Genomic DNA, 19,003 nt, shown 5'->3' on the forward strand with positions numbered 1-19,003 from the left:
GTTATGTCACTGCACCTCCCTCCGAGGAGAACTGTTCCAAATAACGTACAGCCAGATTGCTGAAGAATGCGGCGCCTACCGGCAGTGCACGTTCATCGAGATTGAAGGAAGGATGATGCCACTCCCGGCTTCCGGCGGTGCCCATAAAGACGAACAATCCGGGAACTACCCGCTGATAAAAGGCGAAATCTTCACCAGCCGGTGAAGGCACCGGCTTCACGGAGGTGTAGCCCAGCTCCTCTGCCGTCTGCTCTCCAAGCCGTGCAAGCGCGGCATCATTGACTACCGGCGGCGGGCCTTCGATCCAGCGAACAGCCGCTTCTGCTCCTAAAGCAGCAGCTACACCGGTCGCCACCTGACTGAATCGCTCAAGCACCTCACCGTGAACCTGTTCATTGAAGGTACGAATCGTGCCTTCCAGCACTGCAGACTCGGGGATAATATTCCATGAGTTCCCGCTGTGAAGTTGCGTCACACTGATCACTGCACTGTGCAATGCGCTGACATTGCGGCTGACGATAGACTGGAGTGCAGTCACCACGTGTGAAGCTGTCACGATAGGGTCGACTCCGGCCTCCGGCACAGCAGCATGTGATCCTGCTCCTTTGATCTCAACCACAAAACCATCCGCAGCAGCCATCAACGGGCCGCTTGTAATGCCGATAGTTCCGACCGGCAGATCTGGCTTATTGTGCATTCCAATGACTGCACGGACATCTTTCAGCACCCCGCTGGCTATCAGCTGCTGCGCCCCCTTCGCCTTCTCCTCCGCAGGCTGGAACAGCAGGCGTACGGTTCCCTTCAATTCCTTCTCCCGTTCTTTAAGCTGATAAGCAGCGCCGATCAGTGCCGCGGTATGAAAATCATGTCCGCAGGCGTGCATTTTACCGGGATGTTGTGAGGCATAGGGTAATCCGGTTTCCTCCTGAATCGGCAAGGCATCAATATCGGCACGCAGGGCGATTACCGGCCCCTCTTGCAGTCCGCCGATCTCCGCGACAACGCCGGTCTTTAGCCCATAATCCAGGGTAGTTACTCCGGCCTGCTCCAGCAGGGCAGTAATATATTTCGTGGTTTCATACTCTTCGTTGGACAGCTCCGGGTAACGGTGCAAATGGCGCCGGATCCCGGTTATGATTTCATAGAACGCCTCCGCGCTGGGCTCGACGGTTTTGCTAGTCATGAAAGCCCTCCTTCCCTTCGATAATGTTTATCGGACTAGCCCTTCTTGTCAGGTCTCCGCAGGCACTTCGGCCAGTGCTTCATGCAGTAGTTCAAAGGAACGGAGCCGCTTATCGAAGGGCTGCACATTGGTCGTGACGATAAACTCGTCGACACCTGATGCTGAGGACAACGCCAGCAATTGTTGCCGTACGCTGGCTTTTGTCCCCTTTGTAATTTCCGGCTCCCGCTCTTCTATGGTGTAATCTTCCGTACTCTGCCGGGTAAATTCCTCTGCCTGCTCCCGGGTAGCAACCGTCAGTGTTTTGCCGCTGGCCAGATTAATCCGGATCAGCTTATGCGCTCCGGCCAGTTCTTTGGCCTCCTCCTCGGTTTCGGCAGCCAGGACAGACAGCGCAATAATTGCCCGGGGTTCTTTTCCCGGCGAAGTCTCGAAGTTGTTGCGGTAAGTCTCGATCGCTTCCAACGCTATCGCCTGATCCCCATTGATGAATAAAGAGAATACGTACGGCAACCCCAGTCCGGCAGCGATTTCCGCACTGGCTACACTCGCGCCAAGCACATAAATTTCGGGAGGTGTCCCTGGAATCGGGCCTGCTTTCAGCCCCGCCAGCGGATGGTCTTCCTCCAGCCGGTTATGTACATACTTTTCGAGTTCGATAATCTTGTCCGTCAGGCTGGAGGGTTCAAAGCTGCCCTGCTGCAATGCCTGTGTGCTCCTCGGCAGTCCCCCGGGAGCACGGCCAACCCCCAGATCCACCCGCCCCGGTGCAAGCGAAGCCAGCACGTTAAAGTTCTCCGCTACCTTATAAGGGCTGTAATGCTGAAGCATAATGCCGCCAGAGCCGATCCGGATGCTTTCTGTCTTGGCGAGCAGATGAGAAATCAATACCTCCGGGGAAGAACCCGCTACCTGCCCGGAGTCATGATGCTCTGAAACCCAGAAACGGCGGAATCCCAGCTGCTCGGATAATTGCGCCAGCTTAATCGTATGCAAGAAGGCTTCTTCCGGCGTTTCCCCCGGATAAATTGGACTTTGGTCGAGGACACTTATTGTAATCGCCATATTTTGGCCTCCTAAATGGAATAGTTCAGTTCCGGTGTAATCCGCTTCAGGAACTGCTTCGTTCTTTCTTCGCGCGGATGATTGAATAACTCTGTCGGTGTCCCTTCCTCAACAATCACACCGCCATCCATGAACACGACATGATTGGCGACATCCCGGGCAAAGCCCATTTCATGCGTCACGACAATCATTGTGATGCCTTCCTTGGCGATTTTGCGGATGACGGCCAGCACCTCGCCCACCAGCTCCGGGTCCAGCGCCGACGTAGGCTCGTCGAACAGAATCACTTCCGGCTCCAGCGCCAGGGCGCGGGCAATGCCTACCCGCTGCTGCTGCCCGCCTGACAGCTGGCTTGGATAGGCGTCCAGCTTGGCTCCAAGCCCCACCTTCTCCAGCAAAGCGATACTCCGTTTTTTCGCTTCCTCCTTCGGAAGCTTTTTGACGATAAGCAGCCCTTCCATCACATTTTCCAGCGCGGTTTTATGCCGGAAAAGATTATACTGCTGGAAGACCATCGCCGTTTTTTGCCGCAGCTGATGAATCTCTTTTTTGCGTGCATGCCTGCAGTTCACTTTGAAATCGCCGATGGCAATCTCCCCGTCACTGGGCTTCTCCAGATAGTTCACGCAGCGCAGTAGGGTAGTTTTGCCTGAGCCGCTGGGGCCAAGGATGACAACAACCTCGCCTTTGGTGACGGTTAAATCAATATTGTTCAGCACCTGATTCCGTCCAAACGACTTCGAAATACGCTCCAGCTTGATCATGCCACTCCACCTCGATTGTAAAGATTGATCCGTTTCTCGATCAGGGACGTCAGCCGCTCGATCAGGAATGTAAGCCCCCAGAAGATCAGCGCCGCCGCCAGGTACGCCTCAAAGAACTTCCAGTTCGTCGAAGCCACAATCTGCGCCTTGGCGTTGATATCCACTACGGAAACGGTAAAAGCAAGCGTTGACCCATGCAGCATACCAATAACGGAATTGGACAGATTGGGCAGACTTGCCGCCAGCGCCTGGGGAAAGACAATCCGCCGCAGGGCCTGAGGGGTGGTCATGCCTATGGAATGTGCAGCTTCCAGCTGGCCCCGGTCCACGGCAAGCAGACCGGAACGGACGACCTCGGACATATAAGCACCAGCTGTAATTGAGAACGAAATATAGGCAAAACCGATCATCGGAACCGACACCGACCTGAACCCCCAGCCAAAGTGGGCGGCCAGTCCGTCAATAAGGACAGGAAGTCCGAAATAAATCAGCAGCAGATGCGTCAGCATCGGAGTGCCCCGGATAAAGGTGACATACCCGACCGCCAGCGGATACAGGACAGGCACTCTGTAAATCCGGATCAATGCGACACAAATGCCGATAAGAAGGCCCACTGACACGGAGACAACTGTAATATATAGGGTGGTAGGAATGGCGCTCAAGATTTGCAGGAACGCCGTCCAGATAAATGATGGATCCAGTTTCATTATCCTGCGCCTCCTTTACCCGATCCCATTTCCGCAATAATCCGCCGGTAGGACCAGTTTTTGTGGACTCTAAACGATTTTTTCTCAGGGGTGCTCCGCTTTTCATGCCGCAGCAGCCGGTGCTCCGCCACAAGCAGCAGCTTCTCAATTGTATAGCTGATGACCAGATAGATCAGGGCAAGGGCAATGTAGGTTTCGATAAAATGCTGTGTCAAGCTGCCAAGCGTCTGTGCTTTGCCCGTCATTTCCATCACACCAAGCGTGAAGGCCAGCGATGTATCTTTCAGCAGCGCAATCACCAGATTGGAGAATACCGGAATCGCGATGCCGAGCGCCTGCGGCAATACGATCCGCGTAAAAGCCTGGAACCCCGTCATTCCCGTAGCATAGGCAGCCTCCACCTGCCCCTTATCCACCGCCATCACAGAAGCCCGGATCATTTCGGACATGTATGCCCCCGTATGCAGGCCGTAGGTTAGAATCACAAAGACAAGCACCGGCGTCCGGGTCATATCCACATGAACCAGTTTTAGGATTTCAGGCAGCCCGTAATAGAACAGGAAGAGCTGGATCAGAATCGGCGTTCCCCGAAAAAAAGAAATATAGATTTCAGAGAAGGTTTCCAGCACCGGCACTTTGTACAGGCGGGGCAGAGCCACGAGAAAACCGACTATAATTCCTGCCAGCAGCGAGCAGGCGACAATCAGCAGTGTGGTGTTTAACGTCCCCAGCAGTTTAGGCAAAAATGAAAATACATAGCTGATATCAAATGGTTCGCCCATAAACTCCCTCCCTTCCCACACTCACAGGCTTAATCATTGAACCGAATTCGCTGTAACATCCCCACCCAGCCATTCCGTGCTCAGCTTGCCCAGTGTACCGTCTGTCTTAAGCTCCTTGATCGCACCGTCAATCGCATCCGATAGCTTCTGCGAATCAGCATCATCCTTGCGCAGCACATAGAGAATATCTGCCGATGACAGCTCGTCGCCCGTTGCCTTCAGCTGGCTCTGCGGATCAATGATCGGAAGGACAAAATCGGCAGCCAGCGTGGCGTCTACACGGCCGGAGCTGATCTGGGCAGCTGTATCGTTAGCCGTACCGTTTTGGTACACGATGTTAATCGCATTGTCATGCTCTTTATTGTAGTTCTCAAGAATTTGCGCCTGTGCACTGGTTGCACCCGTCAGCACCTTTTTACCTTTCAGATCATCCAGCGAATGAATCGACTCATTGTCCTTAGCCACCACAATGCGGTTTCTCCAGTGGGCGTAAGCTTCTTTGTTAAAAGAATACTTCAGCTCCCGCTCCGGATTTTTTTCCATAACATGGGCGACCAGGTCGATTTTTTTGGTTTCCAGACTCAGCAGCAGGTTGCTGAAATCCATCGTCTGCAGTTCGAATTCATATTCCGGCAGGCGATTGTCAATTTCTTTAATCAGCTCCACATCAAACCCGGTCAGCTTGCCGTTCTCGTCGATGTAGCAGACTTTTGGAAAACCTGTGCCTGTGCCCACGATGATCTTCGTTACCTTGGCCGGCTCTGCCGAAGCATTACCCCCTTGCGCATTAGCCGGTGCTGCAGCTTCTGCCACATTCCCGCTCTTGCTGCTGTCCGTGTTGTTGCCGCCAGCACTATTGCTGTTATTTCCGCAGCCGGCAATCGCCAGCGTGAGTATTGATGCAAATACCAGTGAGATTGACTTCTTCATGTTTCTATCCCCTTTGAATGAAATGTGGTTTGTTTATAAGTGTCTTTTTCAGCAGATACATGATGCCGTCGCCATTTTGCAGGTCAAGCTCCAGGAACCTTTCATAACCCCGCCGCTCATACATCTCAACCAGCCACGGATGTTTTTTCGCCGTTGCCAGAGTGACTTCGGGTGAGCCCAATTGTCCGAGAATAATATGCTCCTCTACCCAATCCAGCAGCTTTCCGCCATAACCCTTGTTGCTGTATTCCGGACTCACGGCGAACCATTTGATAAAAGGCAGCGAGCTGAGCTTCTTGACCTCTTCTTCTTTTGACAAAGTGATTGTCGCAATAATCGTTCCGCTGACTTCAAGCACATAACATTCATTGGTTGAAATATTGTCTTCAACCAGCGCCAGATCAGCGTTTGCCGCTGGCCAATGCAGCCCCAGTTCACGAATCAGCTGATAGGCACGATATGTAATATCCAGTAATTGCTCCGCATCCTTCTGTTCTGCCAGCCGGTATACTTCACCCATCGCATGCCCTCCAACCTTTCGAATTTTAATTTTATAATCCCTATCGAATTAGTCGTGATTATGATTATGCAATTAACTTTATCACCGCAGGTATCCATGCGCTAATAGAGTTTTTTAATACATCTATACAAGAAGTCGATCGCCGGCTTTACCTATGCTAAGTTCCAGCAGGGTTTCGATAAACTCCGCATTTTCCCCGTTCAGGGAAATCAGGCTGGTCCGCAGCGAAATCCCTTCCGTCTCCGCGATATCTACCCGGATCAGCGTCCCTGCCGCCACTTCCTCCTGCACACTGAGTGCCGGTAGAAAGCAAATCCCCGCTTGTTTCAGCACCAGCTTCTTGGCCGTCTCCAGGTTATCCACCTGATATTCAATATTCGGCGGCTGCTCCATACTCTCAAATACACGGTGCAGCCGCATCCAGTCCAAAGAGCCGCATTCAAAGAAAACCAGCGTCTCCTGACGGATATCCTGTATTGAAGCACGGCCTCCCTTGGCCAGGCGATGCCCCTTGTGCACATACAGCGAAATAGGGTCCTCGCAGAATGGAAAAGCCTGAATCGCCGGATTTACGACTTTACGGATAAAAGCCAGATCGAGCTCCTTCGACTTCAGCTTGCTGATCAGCACTTCCGTAGACGCTGTCGTTAGCTTGATCGTGATATGCGGATACCTGCGCTTCAGATGAAACAGCAGATGGGGCATCAAATAATTGGACACCGAGACAGTGCTGCCGATTCTCAGCTCATTGGGAATATGTCCTTTCGATTGTATTTGATGCTTGCCGGTTTGATAGACCTGGAGAATCTGCTGGGCATAGGGGAGGAACTGCTTGCCTTTATCGGTGAGATTAATCTGCTTGCCCAGCCGGTCAAATACCCGGCAATCCAGCTCCCGTTCGAGCGATTGTATACGGGCGGTAACTGTCGGCTGCGAGATATACAGGACTTCGGCCGCTTTATTGAAGCTTCCATAATGGTTGATGTACACAAAGGCCTCAATATTTTCAATGTTCACACCTAGCCCCCCTTAGTTGGATTTAATTTTACTATTCCGATGAATTAACAATGAATTATGGCGATGCGTTCTTATAGATTTTGTATATATCTTATTCACGGCATATTTTTTTGTCAACACATATTCCGTGTATTTCAGTCGGATTTCCATTAAATGCTAGGTCTGCCCGTTTGACTAACGGTGTGGAAATATTCTCCTAAGGGGTAATAAAGGGTAAGGAAGGAGGAGGTATTCATGCCTTCAACTAAAAACCGGATTACCCCGAAAAAAAGAATGTATTTCCATAGCGAACTGCGGCAATGTCCGCACTGCGGAACGAAATTGAAGCGGCACCATACTGCTTGGCATAAATACGTCAATACCCTGAACGGAATCTTCGATATCTGGAATATGGCATACGCCTGCCCGAATTTGGAGTGCCCGTATCCGGGATCCTATTTCGATCCGCCGAGGCCGATGCGCTCGTGATTAAACATACTTCTTACGGATTCGATGTTCTTGCCCTCGTCGGAGAGCTTCGGTTCAAGCAGCATTACACACTTTCCGAACTGCACGAGGAGCTCAATCAACGGGGAGTCATTACTTCCGAGCGGAATTGTGAACAACTGTACGAGCGATATCTGACGCTACTTCGCGCATCGGTCACCGACCATCTCCGCGAAGTCTTGGCGGGGGTGGCGCGCCGTTTTGCTCGAAGATGGGAATCCACCGCTCGATCTTCCAGGGATTCGCGTATACGAAGAAGCCTTAGCGATTCAAGGTTCGCTTCAACGAAGCGCTAAAAAAGGGGGTTCGCCTACAGTGAGAAACTCCTGAAGTTGTTTGAAACATTGGATAGCTTCTGCTCCTCATACCACAAAGTAAAGCATTGGCTGAAGCCTCTTCAAGATGCTGCCCATATTTTGAGTGCGCACGCACCGCAACCCGCAGAATGCGTTCGTGTGCAAATGCAGTGGCTCCGCACCGAATTGAGACGGTCCTATACCCGAAAGAAGATACCGAAATGGTCGGGAATTTTGAGCGATATAGCACCGGATTTTGGCAAGGATTGTTTGCGTGTTACGATACGCCGTACCTACCAAGGACAAATAATGACCATGAACGATTTTTCCGTCGGACCAAGATGCGTCACCGCCGAATGACGGGGCTGCGCAGTTGGAATCGCTACATCTGGCGAAATGAAGAATTTGTTGTTTGGGTCGAGGATGCCTTGAAACAAGAGAATCTCTTGAATCGGCTGAGCTGTGTGGAATATGAGTGTTACCTTCGCGAACGTAAGGGATGGGAATCCCGACTTCTCGAAGGTAACAAACGCCTTCGCTTCCGCCGAGACCCTAACCGTTATTTACAGTGTCTCGAAAACCGTGTTTGTTTGTTAATTGGGCAGACCTAGAAAAAAAACAACAGGGCAATTTTAATCGCCTGTTGTTTTTTTATATAGACAAATGCAGGAGGTATACAAAGTTACTAATAGATGACGTAGAAGGTTGATCCAGTTGATTGATTAGAACTAATTAAATTTAATTCAATCTTGTAGTAACCATATAGTTTAGTTATTAAGGATTCCTTATTGTTCAATTGTCCTAAGTAAGTTCGGTTATTATATTGATCAATAGCATGTACAGTGCAAATATCTCCAAATTGACCATTTAACACGACTTTTATTTGCCCATTCATGTAAATAGGTACGGTTTGCTGTCCAACCTGTGCCCATTCTGTTCCTTGTAAAGTAACATTGCCTAAGGGTTGCGTTTCTTGTGACAGCAACGTGTTGTTTGTAACAGCTTCTTCAGCGAAAATTGCACTTGTAGGTGCTAGAACCATCATTAGAGTAGCTAAAGATACTGATATTTTTTTTATATGATTCAACGTAAACATCTCCTTTAGATATATATTGAATTAAATAATTTAGCCATCATTAGTATGTGTTTTTTTTCACGAGTGATTATAAAAAAATATTTAGTTATCGTTTAATCGAACTCAAACTTTCAATTAAACTAATTCCGAGAAAAAACTTAAATACCAAAAAAAATCAAAGTAAGTTAGATGCTACTAAACTTTATTTTTCATGTCACACGCCCCTTTGGGAAACATGAGTTATATTACATTTAAATACTAGCATATATTGCAAAAAAATTCAATATTATTCCACTTAATTTAGAATGGTAAGCGTTATGTCAGAGTGCTAGTAAATGATGTTGAGCAACATGTTAAGCGTAATGGAAATCTTATAAACACACTTTCCGAACTGCACGAGGAGCTCAATCGACGGGGAGTCATTACTTCCGAGCGGAATTGTGAACGACTGTACGAGCGATATCTGACGCTACTTCGCGCATCGGTCACCGACCATCTCCGCGAAGTCTTGGCGGGGGTGGCGCGCCGTTTTTGCTCGAAGATGGGAATCCACCGCTCGATCTTCCGGGGATTCGCGTATACGAAGAAGCCTTAGCGATTCAAGGTTCGCTTCAACGAAGCGCTAAAAAAGGTGGTTCGCCTACAGTGAGAAACTCCTGAAGTTGTTTGAAACATTGGATAGATTCTGCTCCTCATACCACATAGTAAAGCATTGGCTGAAGCCTCTTCAAGATGCTGCCCATATTTTGAGTGCGCCCGCACCGTAAACCGCAGAATGCGTTCGTGTGCAAATGCAGTGGCTCCGCACCGAATTGAGACGGTCCTATACCCGAAAAGAAGATACCGAAATGGTCGAGAATTTGAGCGATATAGCACCGGATTTTGGCAAAGATTGTTTGCGTGTTACGATACGCCGTACCTACCAAGGACAAATAATGACCATGAACGATTTTTCCGCCGGACCAAGATGCGTCACCGCCGAATGACGGGGCTGCGCAGTTGGAATCGCTACATCTGGCGAAATGGAGAATTTATTGTTTGGGTCGAGGATGCCTTGAAACAAGAGAATCTCTTGAATCAGCTGAGCTGTGTGGAATATGAGTGTTACCTTCGCGAACGTAAGGGATGGGAATCCCGACTTCTCGAAGGTAACAAACGCCTTCGCTTCCGCCGAGACCCTAACCGTTATTTACAGTGTCTCGAAAACCGTGTTTGTTTGTTAATTGGGCAGACCTAGTTAAATAAGTCACAAAGATGGATAGAACTTTTCTATTCATTTATCAGAATCATTAAATTCCTCTTATGTCTATGCGATTTGTCAGTTATAATAATGTCACTCGCCTGATCTTTCTACCTGACTTATGTAAGGGAGGTATAATCGTGAATATGTCAAAAGAGATCATTATTCGTGACGCTGCAGATAATGAGCGCGAAGCCATCGCCGAAGTGCTGCTGTCCGCATACAGCCAATATTCTGCCGACATGCCTGAGCCGCAGTGGGAAGCGTACCGGAATTCAATCCTTGATTCCGTACACGGTGATGCCCCGTTCGCGCGCATTATCGCTGAAACCGGCCAGCAGATTGTCGGCAGCGCATTGTTGTTCACCTCCTCGGAAACGGCTTACGGCAAGCCGGAGCTTGGCATCCACTCCCCTGTACTGCGCCTGCTTGCCGTCTCCCCTGACGTACGCGGCCGCGGCGTTGCTGCACTCCTGATTCGGGAAGCCGCCCGGAGATCCCGTGAGTTGGGCGCCTCCACCCTGAACCTGCACACCTCGGATATGATGGTCTCGGCGATCAGGCTCTACGAACGGCTGGGCTTCAAACGGCATTTCGAGACCGATATTATGAACGGGAATACTCTGGTTAAAGGTTTCCGGCTGGATCTGCAATCCTTCCCCGGTGCTGAGAGGGAACAACCCCTAACCACAAGAATAGGCTAGCCCATGGGCCAGCCTATTCTTGCAAAAATGTTGAACTTCCTCTTACGTCGTGAGAATCCGTTTGTCCTTGGCCGCCTTCAGCCAGTGCGGAAATTCATTGAGCAGCCTGTCGTACAGCTCGTCATCCGATACTCCTTCAATCCGGTCCAAGTGAACAAAGTCCGCATTGTCCACGACTCTGCCGGTCATGTTGTCCAATCCTTCCAGCACTTCGAAATCCGAATTGCCGATCCCGACAAACTGCCAGAATATCGGCTGGACGGCTGCCTTCATAATCACCTTCTTGGTTAATTTCAAGACGCCTCCGTCATTGATAAATATGATAAATACCGGAGTAGAATCCTTATCTTCTTTGGTATACTTGCGGATCACATCCTCCATCACCGGAGGTTCATTGTTCCGCCCGAATTTATGAATCGAAGGATTTTTTAGAATATGTCTTTGTACATATTGTTCAAAGTCCCGTTCCGTAACCGAAGGGAGCCGGCTGAATTCGTTATCGTACACCCAGACATCCAGCGAACCATTGTCGTCAAATTTGCAGGCAACGGCCAATATCCGTTCCACGACTTCCTGCACGATGCCTCGGGCATACAGATCTCTCATGGAGCCGCTGATATCCAGCACAACCCCAACCCGGGCCGTTACTCCGGTCAACTGCTTCTTTTCGAGTGTGAACTGAACTATTTTTTTGCGCAGGTCAATGGTAGACAGGACAGAATTCTTTACAGGTTCCGGTGGAGCGGACGGCTCGGCTGGTGCTGGCGTCAGCGTTGGTGAAGGCGGTTCAAGCGGTGCCAGCACTTCAGCCGCAGCAGCAACCTCCGCAGAACCCGCCTCTTCCACCTCAAGTCCGAAATTGACGCATAGTGCAGCCAAGCCTCCATTAAAACCGCTGCCGATGGCGTTAAATTTCCACTCCCCGTTATGGCGGTATAATTCTCCCGCTACGATCGCTGTCTCATCGGATAAATCAGAGCCATACTCAAAACGGAGCAGTTCCTCGCCGCTCTGACGATCCTGGAGCTTCAGATAAAGGCCGGATACATCTTTCATGCGGTGATTCAGCTGTTCGCCTTCATAGATAGTCAATGTCAAGGCGATCCGGGCAACCTGCTGCGGCAGACGGGACAATGAAACCGAGAGACTTTCCTTACTCCCTGCTTCAAGACTGTGTGTGTTACAGCTCCATCCTGTGATACCGGATTTCCATAGAAAATAAAGTCCTCATCACGTTCGCAGCGTCCCCGCTCTGACAACAAAAATGCAGCGGCATCTATCCCCATCTCTTGATTAGCGGTTGACCATTCGAAGGATAACGTAATCTCATTTACGTTTTTCCCTTTTGTTACATCTACCTTTTGACCCTTTAGCAGCTGCAGCATAGCCTCATCTCCTCATCCCTCGATGTACTCTTCCAATTTTTCATATATAAGGAATATCATACTCACAAGGTTTTGTAAAATTGCTAGATTGTATTTACCCCCTCACTACTTTAGTATTAATGATATACCTGATAGATAAGGGGCTTTACCAAATGAACTTTACAGCAATTGACTTTGAGACGGCTAATTCCAGCCGCTCCAGCGCCTGCTCCCTGGGTCTTGTCCAGGTTAGAGAAGGCGTTATTACAGCCGAGCATGTCTGGCTGATTGACCCGCGCCAGCGGTTTGACGGGATGAACATTGCTATTCACGGGATCACGCCGTCAATGGTCCAGGGGCAGCCTACTTTTACTGAGCTGTGGCCATTGCTCGAACCGCTGCTGCAAGGCGAAATCGTCGTGGCGCATAATGCCGCCTTCGATATGAGCGTGCTCCGTTATTGTCTGGACGCCTCAGGGACCAGCTACCCGAATTTTCAATATATGTGCACCTATCTGCTTGGAAAAAAAATGCTCCAGGAGTTGCCTTCCCATAAATTGAATGTAATCTCACAGCATTTCGGCATCCGTCTGAAGCATCATGACGCACTCGATGATGCCCGGGCTGCGGCTATCATCTTATTGAAGCTGATGGAACAGCAGCAGCAATTCGAACCGCTGCTGCTCGCGGACAGCCAAGGCTATAAAGCCGGAACGATGTATTCAGGCGGGTATACTCCTTTTAAATCGCCGCCCAAAAAAGCAGCAAAGAAACCCGGCAAAAAGCGGGTTCCGCTGCTCCCTGCAGCACCTTTTGAGCAGCGCTTCTGAGACAGCCCTGCAACCCGCTGTGGATCAAAATAAAGAGCAGGTCTTCTCCGTTACTCAAGAAGACCTGCTCTTTGCGTTTTTGACGATTCTAGATTTTCGACCGGTAAACCGCCTTGTTCTCCAGTCCCCGGATAAACGGTGTCCATTCTTCGGTTTCCGGGGTCGTATCCAGCGCATCCTCCACCATCTGCAGTTTGGCATCCATCGCATCGATATGATGCAGCGCCACCGCTTCCGCCGTTTGCGGCTGAACAGGGCTTCCCCATTCGCCCAGATTATGATGGGATAAGACCAAATGCTGCAGCGCGATAACCTTTTCCGAATCCAGAGTAAAACCTAAACGAATCGCGGCCTCGGTAATCCAGTTCGACGCCATCGAGATATGGCCGATTAGCTTCCCCTGCACACTGTAATCCGACACAATGCCAAACTGGGAAATCATCTCCTCCGGCTTGGCGATATCATGCAGAATGATCCCCGCCTTCATCAGATCAGGGTTCAGGAACGGACGCTGTTTGCAGAGAAAATCACCAATCTCCAGCATCCGCACCATATGATAGGCAAGTCCGGCAAAATAAGCATGGTGATAGGTCTTGGCTGCGGGATAATGCATCAGCTTCTCTTCCACCTTACCGACACAGAAGGAGACGATAGCGGAAATCTCCTGATCGGCAATGCTGCTCATCACCCCTTTAATCGTATGGATAAGATCAACGGGACGGATTGGAGCAGACCGGATAAAATCAGTGAGTGATACACCGTCCGTCTCATTAGCCAGCCTGATCTTGGTAATCTTGACCTGCAGCTTCTCACGGTAGGTATGTGCTATGCCGCGCACCTTCACCAGAGCCATGGGGAAAAAGGTTTCTTTATCAGTTGTGCTGACATCCCAATATTTGGATGTTATCTGACCGCTTGAATCACCGAGTACAATATCAAAATAATCCTTTGGAGGAGTACCGTTTGTCTGTTTGAGCGTCAGCTCCCGTAACAGATAGAACCCGACAAATTCGTCCTGCGGAGATAGCTGTTTAATTAGTGTCATGTTGGAGCCTCCCATTACTAGCAGGTATTATATCCTGCTGTGTATATTAAACTTTTGACATTCACCTTCGAAATCCCTTTAAATTACTATACGATAACGATTCATAATTATGCCCGGGCCTGTACCAAGCTGATCAATAGCCTTTGCTTACAGCATAAAAAGAGGCTATCCAGAGCCATTTGCAGGGCCCTGAATAACCTCCTCTATAGACGTTGCTGAATTATTTGCCTGCTGCTTCCAGGGCAGCTTTGATTGCTTCTACTGCTTTGGCGGAAACATCCTTCTCAGCATCATTGGCTCCGAAGGCTGCCGGGCGGTATCCGTATTTATGCAGGCCATTGTTGCTGGAAGTGGACTCAATTTCTGTCTTCACCGCAAGCTCAGCCGGTGTTAATAGATATGGGGTCTTCACTTTTCCGGCACCGTCGAGATAATAGACCAGCATCAACACAGGAATATTATTTTTGACAGTAACCATAACATTGACGGATTTGTCGGCACTTGCTCCAATGAAAATTCCATCGAAGTAAGCTGCTTTGTCGGTTTCTACAACTTCAGCTTTACCATAAGCTCTGTCTACGGCAGCTTTCAGTGCATTGCTGCTGCTTGTAGCGCCGGAGATGGCATCTACTGATTGCACACCTTCTCTTGTTCCTGCAGCAAGGAAACTGGTAGTCAGCTGCGGAATTGCTTTTTGAACTTCAGCATAAGCCGCTTTACCTAAATCCACCATATTCATACCTACACGGGAAAGAGCAACATTCACAATCTTGCCGTTGCGCAGAGTAACGTCTGCTTTATTGGTTCCTTTATCATAAGCATCACCGAAAGCGGTGAAAGTGCCGTCTTTATAAGTGCCCTGTACTTTGGAACCATTGGTCAAAGCGTCTGTCAGAGCTGCTTTTGCCGCTTTGGACAAAACTTCTTGACCCGGAACATCCGTCAAATCCACGCCTTGTTCAAGCAAACCTGCAGTCAGCAGTCCAACTACAGTTTTTTGTTCAGGTGTCAGCTTGTCATCGGCAATAATTTTGCCGTCAGCTGCAAAGAGGCTTACTTTAATGCCGCTTACTTTGTCGGGAGCAATGTCGACCAGCAGCAGGACTTTGTTCTGGTTGTCTACGCCGGCGAATTTGCCTTCAAAATATTGGCCTTCTGCAGGAACTTTCAGTGCCTTCTCGTAAGCTCTTTCTACAGCTTGGTTCCAGCCATGACTGCTTTCGGTAGCGCCGGAAATACCGTCTACCTTTTCATCATAATTGGCCAAATAAGAACCGTTGGCAAGTAATTTGGCTGTCATTGGTGCATTTGCTTTCACAACTTCTGCATAAGCAGTTGCGCCTCTGTCTACCAGATTGGAACCCAGTCTGTACAGCTTCACATCTACCAGCTTGCCGTTGCGGATAACGATATCGGCTCTTTCCACGCCTACGCTTCTTGCAGTACCGTAGGAAGAGTAGAATCCGTCAACATAAGCGGAAGTATTGTTGATAAGGGCGTTTTGCTCTGCATCCCAGAATGCCTGGATTGCAGCTTTGGATTCAGCTTCAAATCCGGCTACAGGTTGTGCGGACGAACCGTTTGCGAGCAGTACAGGTGTGATTGCCGCAATCGCTGCAGTTTGCTCTGCAGTGTAGGTTTTTTCATCCACGAAATCTCCGCTTGTTGTCAGCGGATACAGTTTAACCGCAGTCAGCTTGGCAGCATCGTAGGTTGCGAATACCGCATATTTACCTTGAGGATCAATACCCATGATGTCGCCTTCAAAATAAGTGGCGTCAGCCGGTTTTACTTTCAGCGCTCTTTCAAACGCTCTGTCTACCGACAATTTCCAGCCGTTGCTCGAGCGGGTTGCGCCGGAAACGGCATCCACTGCAGCAGCTCCGACTCTTGTCTTGCCGAGCAGTCTGTCTTTCATCAGACCATATGCCGCCCAGAGGCCGCTGTAATTCTCACGGACATTTCTGTCGATCAGCTTCGGAGATGTTCTCAGCAGATCAATGGAAGCGATTTTGCCGTCTTTAATCGTTACTTTCGCGCCTTCGGTACCTTTGGAGTAAGCATCGCCGTAAGCTACATATACCCCGTCTTGATACACATCTTGTTGAACCGTTACAGGCTTAGCAGTAGCGGCTGGTTTAGCCGTTGCAGCTGGTTTAGCTGTGGTAGCTGGTTTGGCTGTTGCAGCTGGTTTGGCTGTTGCAGCTGGCTTCGCTGTTGCAGCTGGCTTCGCAGTCGCTTTGGGCGTTGCAGCCGGTTTCTTTGTTGCTGCTGGTTTTTCAGTCGCTTTGGGCGTTGCAGCCGGTTTGGCTGTTGCCTTTGGTGTTGCTTCCGGTTTAGCCGTTGCTTCTTCCGAAGCGGCAGAAACCGCATCCACCTTCAAATTCAGTGCAGGTGCATTAATTGTGTAAGCGATTGGCGCAAGCAACAAGGCTGCGCTTACAGTCAAAGAAATCAGTTTTTTCAATGAGTATTCTCCTTTACCATATCCCCAGTAGTATGTAGCACTTTACAGCTGATCTTCCATTTGGCCATCTCTCATCCCTTCTTAAGAAGAAGATCCTGCTTCCTCCTAAGAGGTCATCCCCCCTTTCCCGTCCCCCGTCAGCTATCCCATGCACCATAGAAGAGCTCTTACGAATATCCCATTCAAAAGGTGAAACAATTCACATATATAGGTGAATTAATTCACATTTATTAGTTCATGTCTGCTAGAGGCAATTTCTGGCTTGATGGTATCAAATCAAAGCTTGGCTTCTCTGTACATAAAATCACACACCCTATTAGAAACATCACTATTTTCATTTTATTTTAATTCAATAAATTTTTTATCTCTCAAATACTCCCATTTACTCCGTCATATGATAATAATGTGATGTCCTGTATTGTACTTACTAAGAGGATTATGATACTTTATAACGATGTCATGTTAATGTAAAGGAGCGTTCACTACGTTGAATCAGCCCTCTATCGGCGTCATTCTCGCCCAAATCGGAACACCTGACGCCCCCACCGCCAAGTCGGTACGCCCTTATCTGCGGAGGTTCCTGTCCGACCGCCGGATCATTGATTATCCCCCTCTGCTGTGGCAGCCGCTGCTGCGCGGAATTATTTTACGTGTAAGGCCACGCCGGTCTGCCAAGCTCTACAGCGAAATCTGGCTCAAAGAAGGTTCCCCACTGCTGCTTCATTCACAGGCCCAGGTGGCCGGACTGCAAAAGCTGCTCGGCAGCCATTATCAGGTGGAGCTGGGTCTTGCCTACAGTGAGCCCGGCATGGAACAGGCATTTGCCAAACTGGAGTCCTCCGGAGTGACCCGGATCATCGTGGTCCCCTTGTTTCCGCAATATTCTTCTACTACCACAGCATCCGTCTACGACGCCGCCTGCTTTGCCGCTCTCGGACGCCGCAGCGCTGCCGGACCGGTATCCAAACGTTTTGTACCCGCACTCCGGTTTATGGAAGCCTACTATAATGCACCGGGGTATATCCTTGCCATGAAAGAGCTTTTACTGCGAGAACTACGTAAAATAAACACCAAACCGGATTACTTCGTGCTGACCTTTCACGGGATTCCCAGCAGGTATGCAGAGACCGGAGACCCCTACCCGGAGCAGTGTCTGGAAACGGCCCGCCTGCTCGCAGAAGCGATGAATTGGGCGTCCGGGGATTGGCAAATCTCATTTCAATCCCGTTTTGGCCGCGAGGAATGGATCGGGCCATCTACAGAGGAAGTCCTGAAGGGGCTGGCCGGACGCGGGATTCAGCGGCCGATGATTTTTTCGCCCGGACTTGTGACCGATTGCCTGGAAACATTGCATGAGCTTGCTGTGGAAGGAAGAGAGCAATTTGCTGCCGGAGGTGGACAAGCAGACTCCTTCCTTGCCGCCCCCTGTTTGAACGACAGTGAAGAATGGCTGGACTTTCTGGCACAAAAGGTCAGTGAGAATGCTCAAGGCTGGCTGAAGGAAGCTGTTTTATAGTGCATTTGAACCCATAGTAAAGGGAAAAGTAGCAGAGGGGAATTTTGGAACTGGAGGAGCGATAGCGTCCGCCTGAAAGCTTTCCGCAGGAAAGCTCACTTCGGAAGCATGGGCAAGGTTTGGATTTCTACAGCGATTCGCGGTTAATTTCAGGAAATCCAAATATTCTCTGGAGTCACGGCAATCCCAAAATAGAAGAATTATAAGTTCAATCTATATATCAAAGAAATAAGCCGCCCCTTGCGCAGATGAACCCTGCGGAGAGGGCGGCTTATTAAATGCGGGTATGATAGAACTGTGCACCAATCTCATGCAGTCAGTTGTTTGTATTTGGAGGTCAGTTCCTCAAACCATTGTTTGTCCTGGAGGGACAGTGCAAAATCAATCAGTTCGGCAATTTCTCCCGGCTGCAGTTCCGGTGAATCATTAAAGCTGACTTCCGCAGATACCGTTGCCGCTCCGTCTGCACCTTCGGCAAAATCATAGGAGAAGCTGAGCTTGATGTCGCTCTCCAGAAATTCATTGCGCAGGAAGTAGAGCACTTCACACATCAGAACCGGTCTGACATGATTGTCGAAAACACATTCCATAACTTTTGCCCAGTAATGCTGGTTGTTGAGATGCAGCTTGTCATTCGTTAAGAGATATTGTTCTCCTTGAAAATCATTCACAAATCTCAACTCAAGCGGCTCCATTTTAAAAATACCGGCAATTTGCTTTATAGTAATATTCACGATATCCTGCGTTTCTAATTTGATCATCTCATCCACCCCGTTCCATATATTTGAGCTTTCAATCATTTTGTCTGATAATCACGATTTGGCAATAATTTTAATTAATTTATAGGTATTATCGTCTATTTTCATTATTTTGTTAATGTTTTTCATTAAAATTTTATAATAATTAGTTTCAATATGTGATGAAATGGTTAAATATATGCCCTAAAATCTAAGAGGATACCTTTCTTCTGCGACTTCCGACTCAAAAAAAGAACTTCACCACATGTTGCCAC

17 protein-coding genes and 1 pseudogene are annotated in these 19,003 nt (G+C 49.2%); 4 read left to right on the top strand and 14 right to left on the bottom strand.

The features are described from left to right. Nucleotide 1: 1 nt before the first annotated feature. The 8 genes from NYE29_RS02295 to NYE29_RS02330 form a co-directional block, all read right to left on the bottom strand. Nucleotides 2-1,183 carry an amidohydrolase gene (locus NYE29_RS02295; RefSeq protein WP_340894173.1) on the bottom strand — a complete coding sequence of 394 codons (1,182 nt, stop codon included), beginning with the start codon at nt 1,181-1,183 and terminating at the stop codon, nt 2-4. Nucleotides 1,184-1,231: 48 nt separating this feature from the next. Then, on the bottom strand, nt 1,232-2,248 hold the full coding sequence (locus NYE29_RS02300) for an LLM class flavin-dependent oxidoreductase (RefSeq protein ID WP_340894174.1): 1,017 nt from the start codon (nt 2,246-2,248) through the stop codon (nt 1,232-1,234). Nucleotides 2,249-2,259: 11 nt separating this feature from the next. Beyond that, nucleotides 2,260-3,012 (bottom strand): amino acid ABC transporter ATP-binding protein, encoded by a 753-nt coding sequence (locus tag NYE29_RS02305; RefSeq protein WP_076114529.1) that lies wholly within the window; start codon nt 3,010-3,012, stop codon nt 2,260-2,262. Further along, nucleotides 3,009-3,719, bottom strand: a complete 711-nt coding sequence (locus NYE29_RS02310; RefSeq protein ID WP_076114528.1) for an amino acid ABC transporter permease — start codon at nt 3,717-3,719, stop codon at nt 3,009-3,011. Before NYE29_RS02310 ends, NYE29_RS02305 begins: the two co-directional genes overlap by 4 nt. Continuing rightward, nucleotides 3,719-4,501, bottom strand: a complete 783-nt coding sequence (locus tag NYE29_RS02315) for an amino acid ABC transporter permease (RefSeq protein ID WP_340894176.1) — start codon at nt 4,499-4,501, stop codon at nt 3,719-3,721. Before NYE29_RS02315 ends, NYE29_RS02310 begins: the two co-directional genes overlap by 1 nt. A gap of 33 nt (nt 4,502-4,534) precedes the next feature. Next, nucleotides 4,535-5,431, bottom strand: coding sequence for a transporter substrate-binding domain-containing protein (locus NYE29_RS02320; RefSeq protein ID WP_076114527.1), 897 nt, complete (start codon nt 5,429-5,431; stop codon nt 4,535-4,537). A gap of 4 nt (nt 5,432-5,435) precedes the next feature. Then, nucleotides 5,436-5,951, bottom strand: a complete 516-nt coding sequence (locus tag NYE29_RS02325) for a GNAT family N-acetyltransferase (RefSeq protein ID WP_076114526.1) — start codon at nt 5,949-5,951, stop codon at nt 5,436-5,438. Nucleotides 5,952-6,074: 123 nt separating this feature from the next. Next, entirely contained in the window at nt 6,075-6,968 is an 894-nt protein-coding gene (locus tag NYE29_RS02330; RefSeq protein WP_340894178.1) for a LysR family transcriptional regulator, read from the bottom strand. A gap of 234 nt (nt 6,969-7,202) precedes the next feature. Here NYE29_RS02330 and NYE29_RS02335 point away from each other — a divergent pair, with 234 nt between their 5' ends. Further along, the gene (locus NYE29_RS02335) at nt 7,203-7,436 is read left to right on the top strand and encodes a hypothetical protein (RefSeq protein WP_340894179.1); all 234 of its coding nucleotides are present in this window, start codon (nt 7,203-7,205) and stop codon (nt 7,434-7,436) included. A 999-nt stretch (nt 7,437-8,435) separates the two neighbouring features. Here NYE29_RS02335 and NYE29_RS02340 read toward each other — a convergent pair. Beyond that, a complete protein-coding gene (locus NYE29_RS02340; protein WP_076114672.1) occupies nt 8,436-8,837 on the bottom strand; it encodes a hypothetical protein in 402 nt (133 codons plus the stop codon). A 1,368-nt stretch (nt 8,838-10,205) separates the two neighbouring features. Here NYE29_RS02340 and NYE29_RS02345 point away from each other — a divergent pair. Continuing rightward, entirely contained in the window at nt 10,206-10,769 is a 564-nt protein-coding gene (locus tag NYE29_RS02345) for a GNAT family N-acetyltransferase (RefSeq protein ID WP_340894180.1), read from the top strand. A 42-nt stretch (nt 10,770-10,811) separates the two neighbouring features. On the opposite strand, the gene NYE29_RS02350 is transcribed toward NYE29_RS02345, so the two are convergent. Both NYE29_RS02350 and NYE29_RS34500 read right to left on the bottom strand, forming a co-directional pair. Next, nucleotides 10,812-11,483: a vWA domain-containing protein gene (locus NYE29_RS02350; protein ID WP_256718270.1), complete on the bottom strand. Its 672-nt coding sequence runs from the start codon at nt 11,481-11,483 to the stop codon at nt 10,812-10,814. Nucleotides 11,484-11,684: 201 nt separating this feature from the next. Further along, nucleotides 11,685-12,154: pseudogene (locus tag NYE29_RS34500) on the bottom strand (TerD family protein); the annotation flags it as partial. Nucleotides 12,155-12,306: 152 nt separating this feature from the next. Here NYE29_RS34500 and NYE29_RS02365 point away from each other — a divergent pair. Beyond that, nucleotides 12,307-12,963, top strand: a complete 657-nt coding sequence (locus NYE29_RS02365; protein WP_340894183.1) for a 3'-5' exonuclease — start codon at nt 12,307-12,309, stop codon at nt 12,961-12,963. An 88-nt stretch (nt 12,964-13,051) separates the two neighbouring features. On the opposite strand, the gene NYE29_RS02370 is transcribed toward NYE29_RS02365, so the two are convergent. Both NYE29_RS02370 and NYE29_RS02375 read right to left on the bottom strand, forming a co-directional pair. Beyond that, nucleotides 13,052-14,008, bottom strand: a complete 957-nt coding sequence (locus NYE29_RS02370) for a 3'-5' exoribonuclease YhaM family protein (protein ID WP_076114174.1) — start codon at nt 14,006-14,008, stop codon at nt 13,052-13,054. Between the two features lie 220 nt (nt 14,009-14,228). Further along, complete coding sequence (locus NYE29_RS02375; protein WP_340894188.1) at nt 14,229-16,475, bottom strand: FMN-binding protein; 2,247 nt, start codon at nt 16,473-16,475, stop codon at nt 14,229-14,231. 487 nt (nt 16,476-16,962) lie between these two features. On the opposite strand from NYE29_RS02375, the gene hemH reads away from it, so the two are divergent. Continuing rightward, entirely contained in the window at nt 16,963-17,991 is a 1,029-nt protein-coding gene (gene hemH / locus NYE29_RS02380) for a ferrochelatase (protein WP_340894189.1), read from the top strand. 308 nt (nt 17,992-18,299) lie between these two features. Here the strand turns inward: hemH and NYE29_RS02385 are convergent, their stop codons facing one another. Further along, nucleotides 18,300-18,752, bottom strand: a complete 453-nt coding sequence (locus NYE29_RS02385; protein WP_038587350.1) for an IDEAL domain-containing protein — start codon at nt 18,750-18,752, stop codon at nt 18,300-18,302. Nucleotides 18,753-19,003: the final 251 nt, after the last annotated feature.

Source organism: Paenibacillus sp. FSL M7-1046 (genome assembly GCF_038007405.1).
Taxonomy (GTDB): domain Bacteria; phylum Bacillota; class Bacilli; order Paenibacillales; family Paenibacillaceae; genus Paenibacillus_AQ.

Excerpts from the sequence above, each read along its gene's own strand:
- NYE29_RS02295 (WP_340894173.1), bottom strand. The coding sequence starts at position 1,183 with ATGACTAGCAAAACCGTCGAGCCCAGCGCGGAGGCGTTCTATGAAATC.
- NYE29_RS02300 (WP_340894174.1), bottom strand. The coding sequence starts at position 2,248 with ATGGCGATTACAATAAGTGTCCTCGACCAAAGTCCAATTTATCCGGGG.
- NYE29_RS02305 (WP_076114529.1), bottom strand. The coding sequence starts at position 3,012 with ATGATCAAGCTGGAGCGTATTTCGAAGTCGTTTGGACGGAATCAGGTG.
- NYE29_RS02310 (WP_076114528.1), bottom strand. The coding sequence starts at position 3,719 with ATGAAACTGGATCCATCATTTATCTGGACGGCGTTCCTGCAAATCTTG.
- NYE29_RS02315 (WP_340894176.1), bottom strand. The coding sequence starts at position 4,501 with ATGGGCGAACCATTTGATATCAGCTATGTATTTTCATTTTTGCCTAAA.
- NYE29_RS02320 (WP_076114527.1), bottom strand. The coding sequence starts at position 5,431 with ATGAAGAAGTCAATCTCACTGGTATTTGCATCAATACTCACGCTGGCG.
- NYE29_RS02325 (WP_076114526.1), bottom strand. The coding sequence starts at position 5,951 with ATGGGTGAAGTATACCGGCTGGCAGAACAGAAGGATGCGGAGCAATTA.
- NYE29_RS02335 (WP_340894179.1), top strand. The coding sequence starts at position 7,203 with ATGCCTTCAACTAAAAACCGGATTACCCCGAAAAAAAGAATGTATTTC.
- NYE29_RS02365 (WP_340894183.1), top strand. The coding sequence starts at position 12,307 with ATGAACTTTACAGCAATTGACTTTGAGACGGCTAATTCCAGCCGCTCC.
- NYE29_RS02370 (WP_076114174.1), bottom strand. The coding sequence starts at position 14,008 with ATGACACTAATTAAACAGCTATCTCCGCAGGACGAATTTGTCGGGTTC.
- NYE29_RS02385 (WP_038587350.1), bottom strand. The coding sequence starts at position 18,752 with ATGATCAAATTAGAAACGCAGGATATCGTGAATATTACTATAAAGCAA.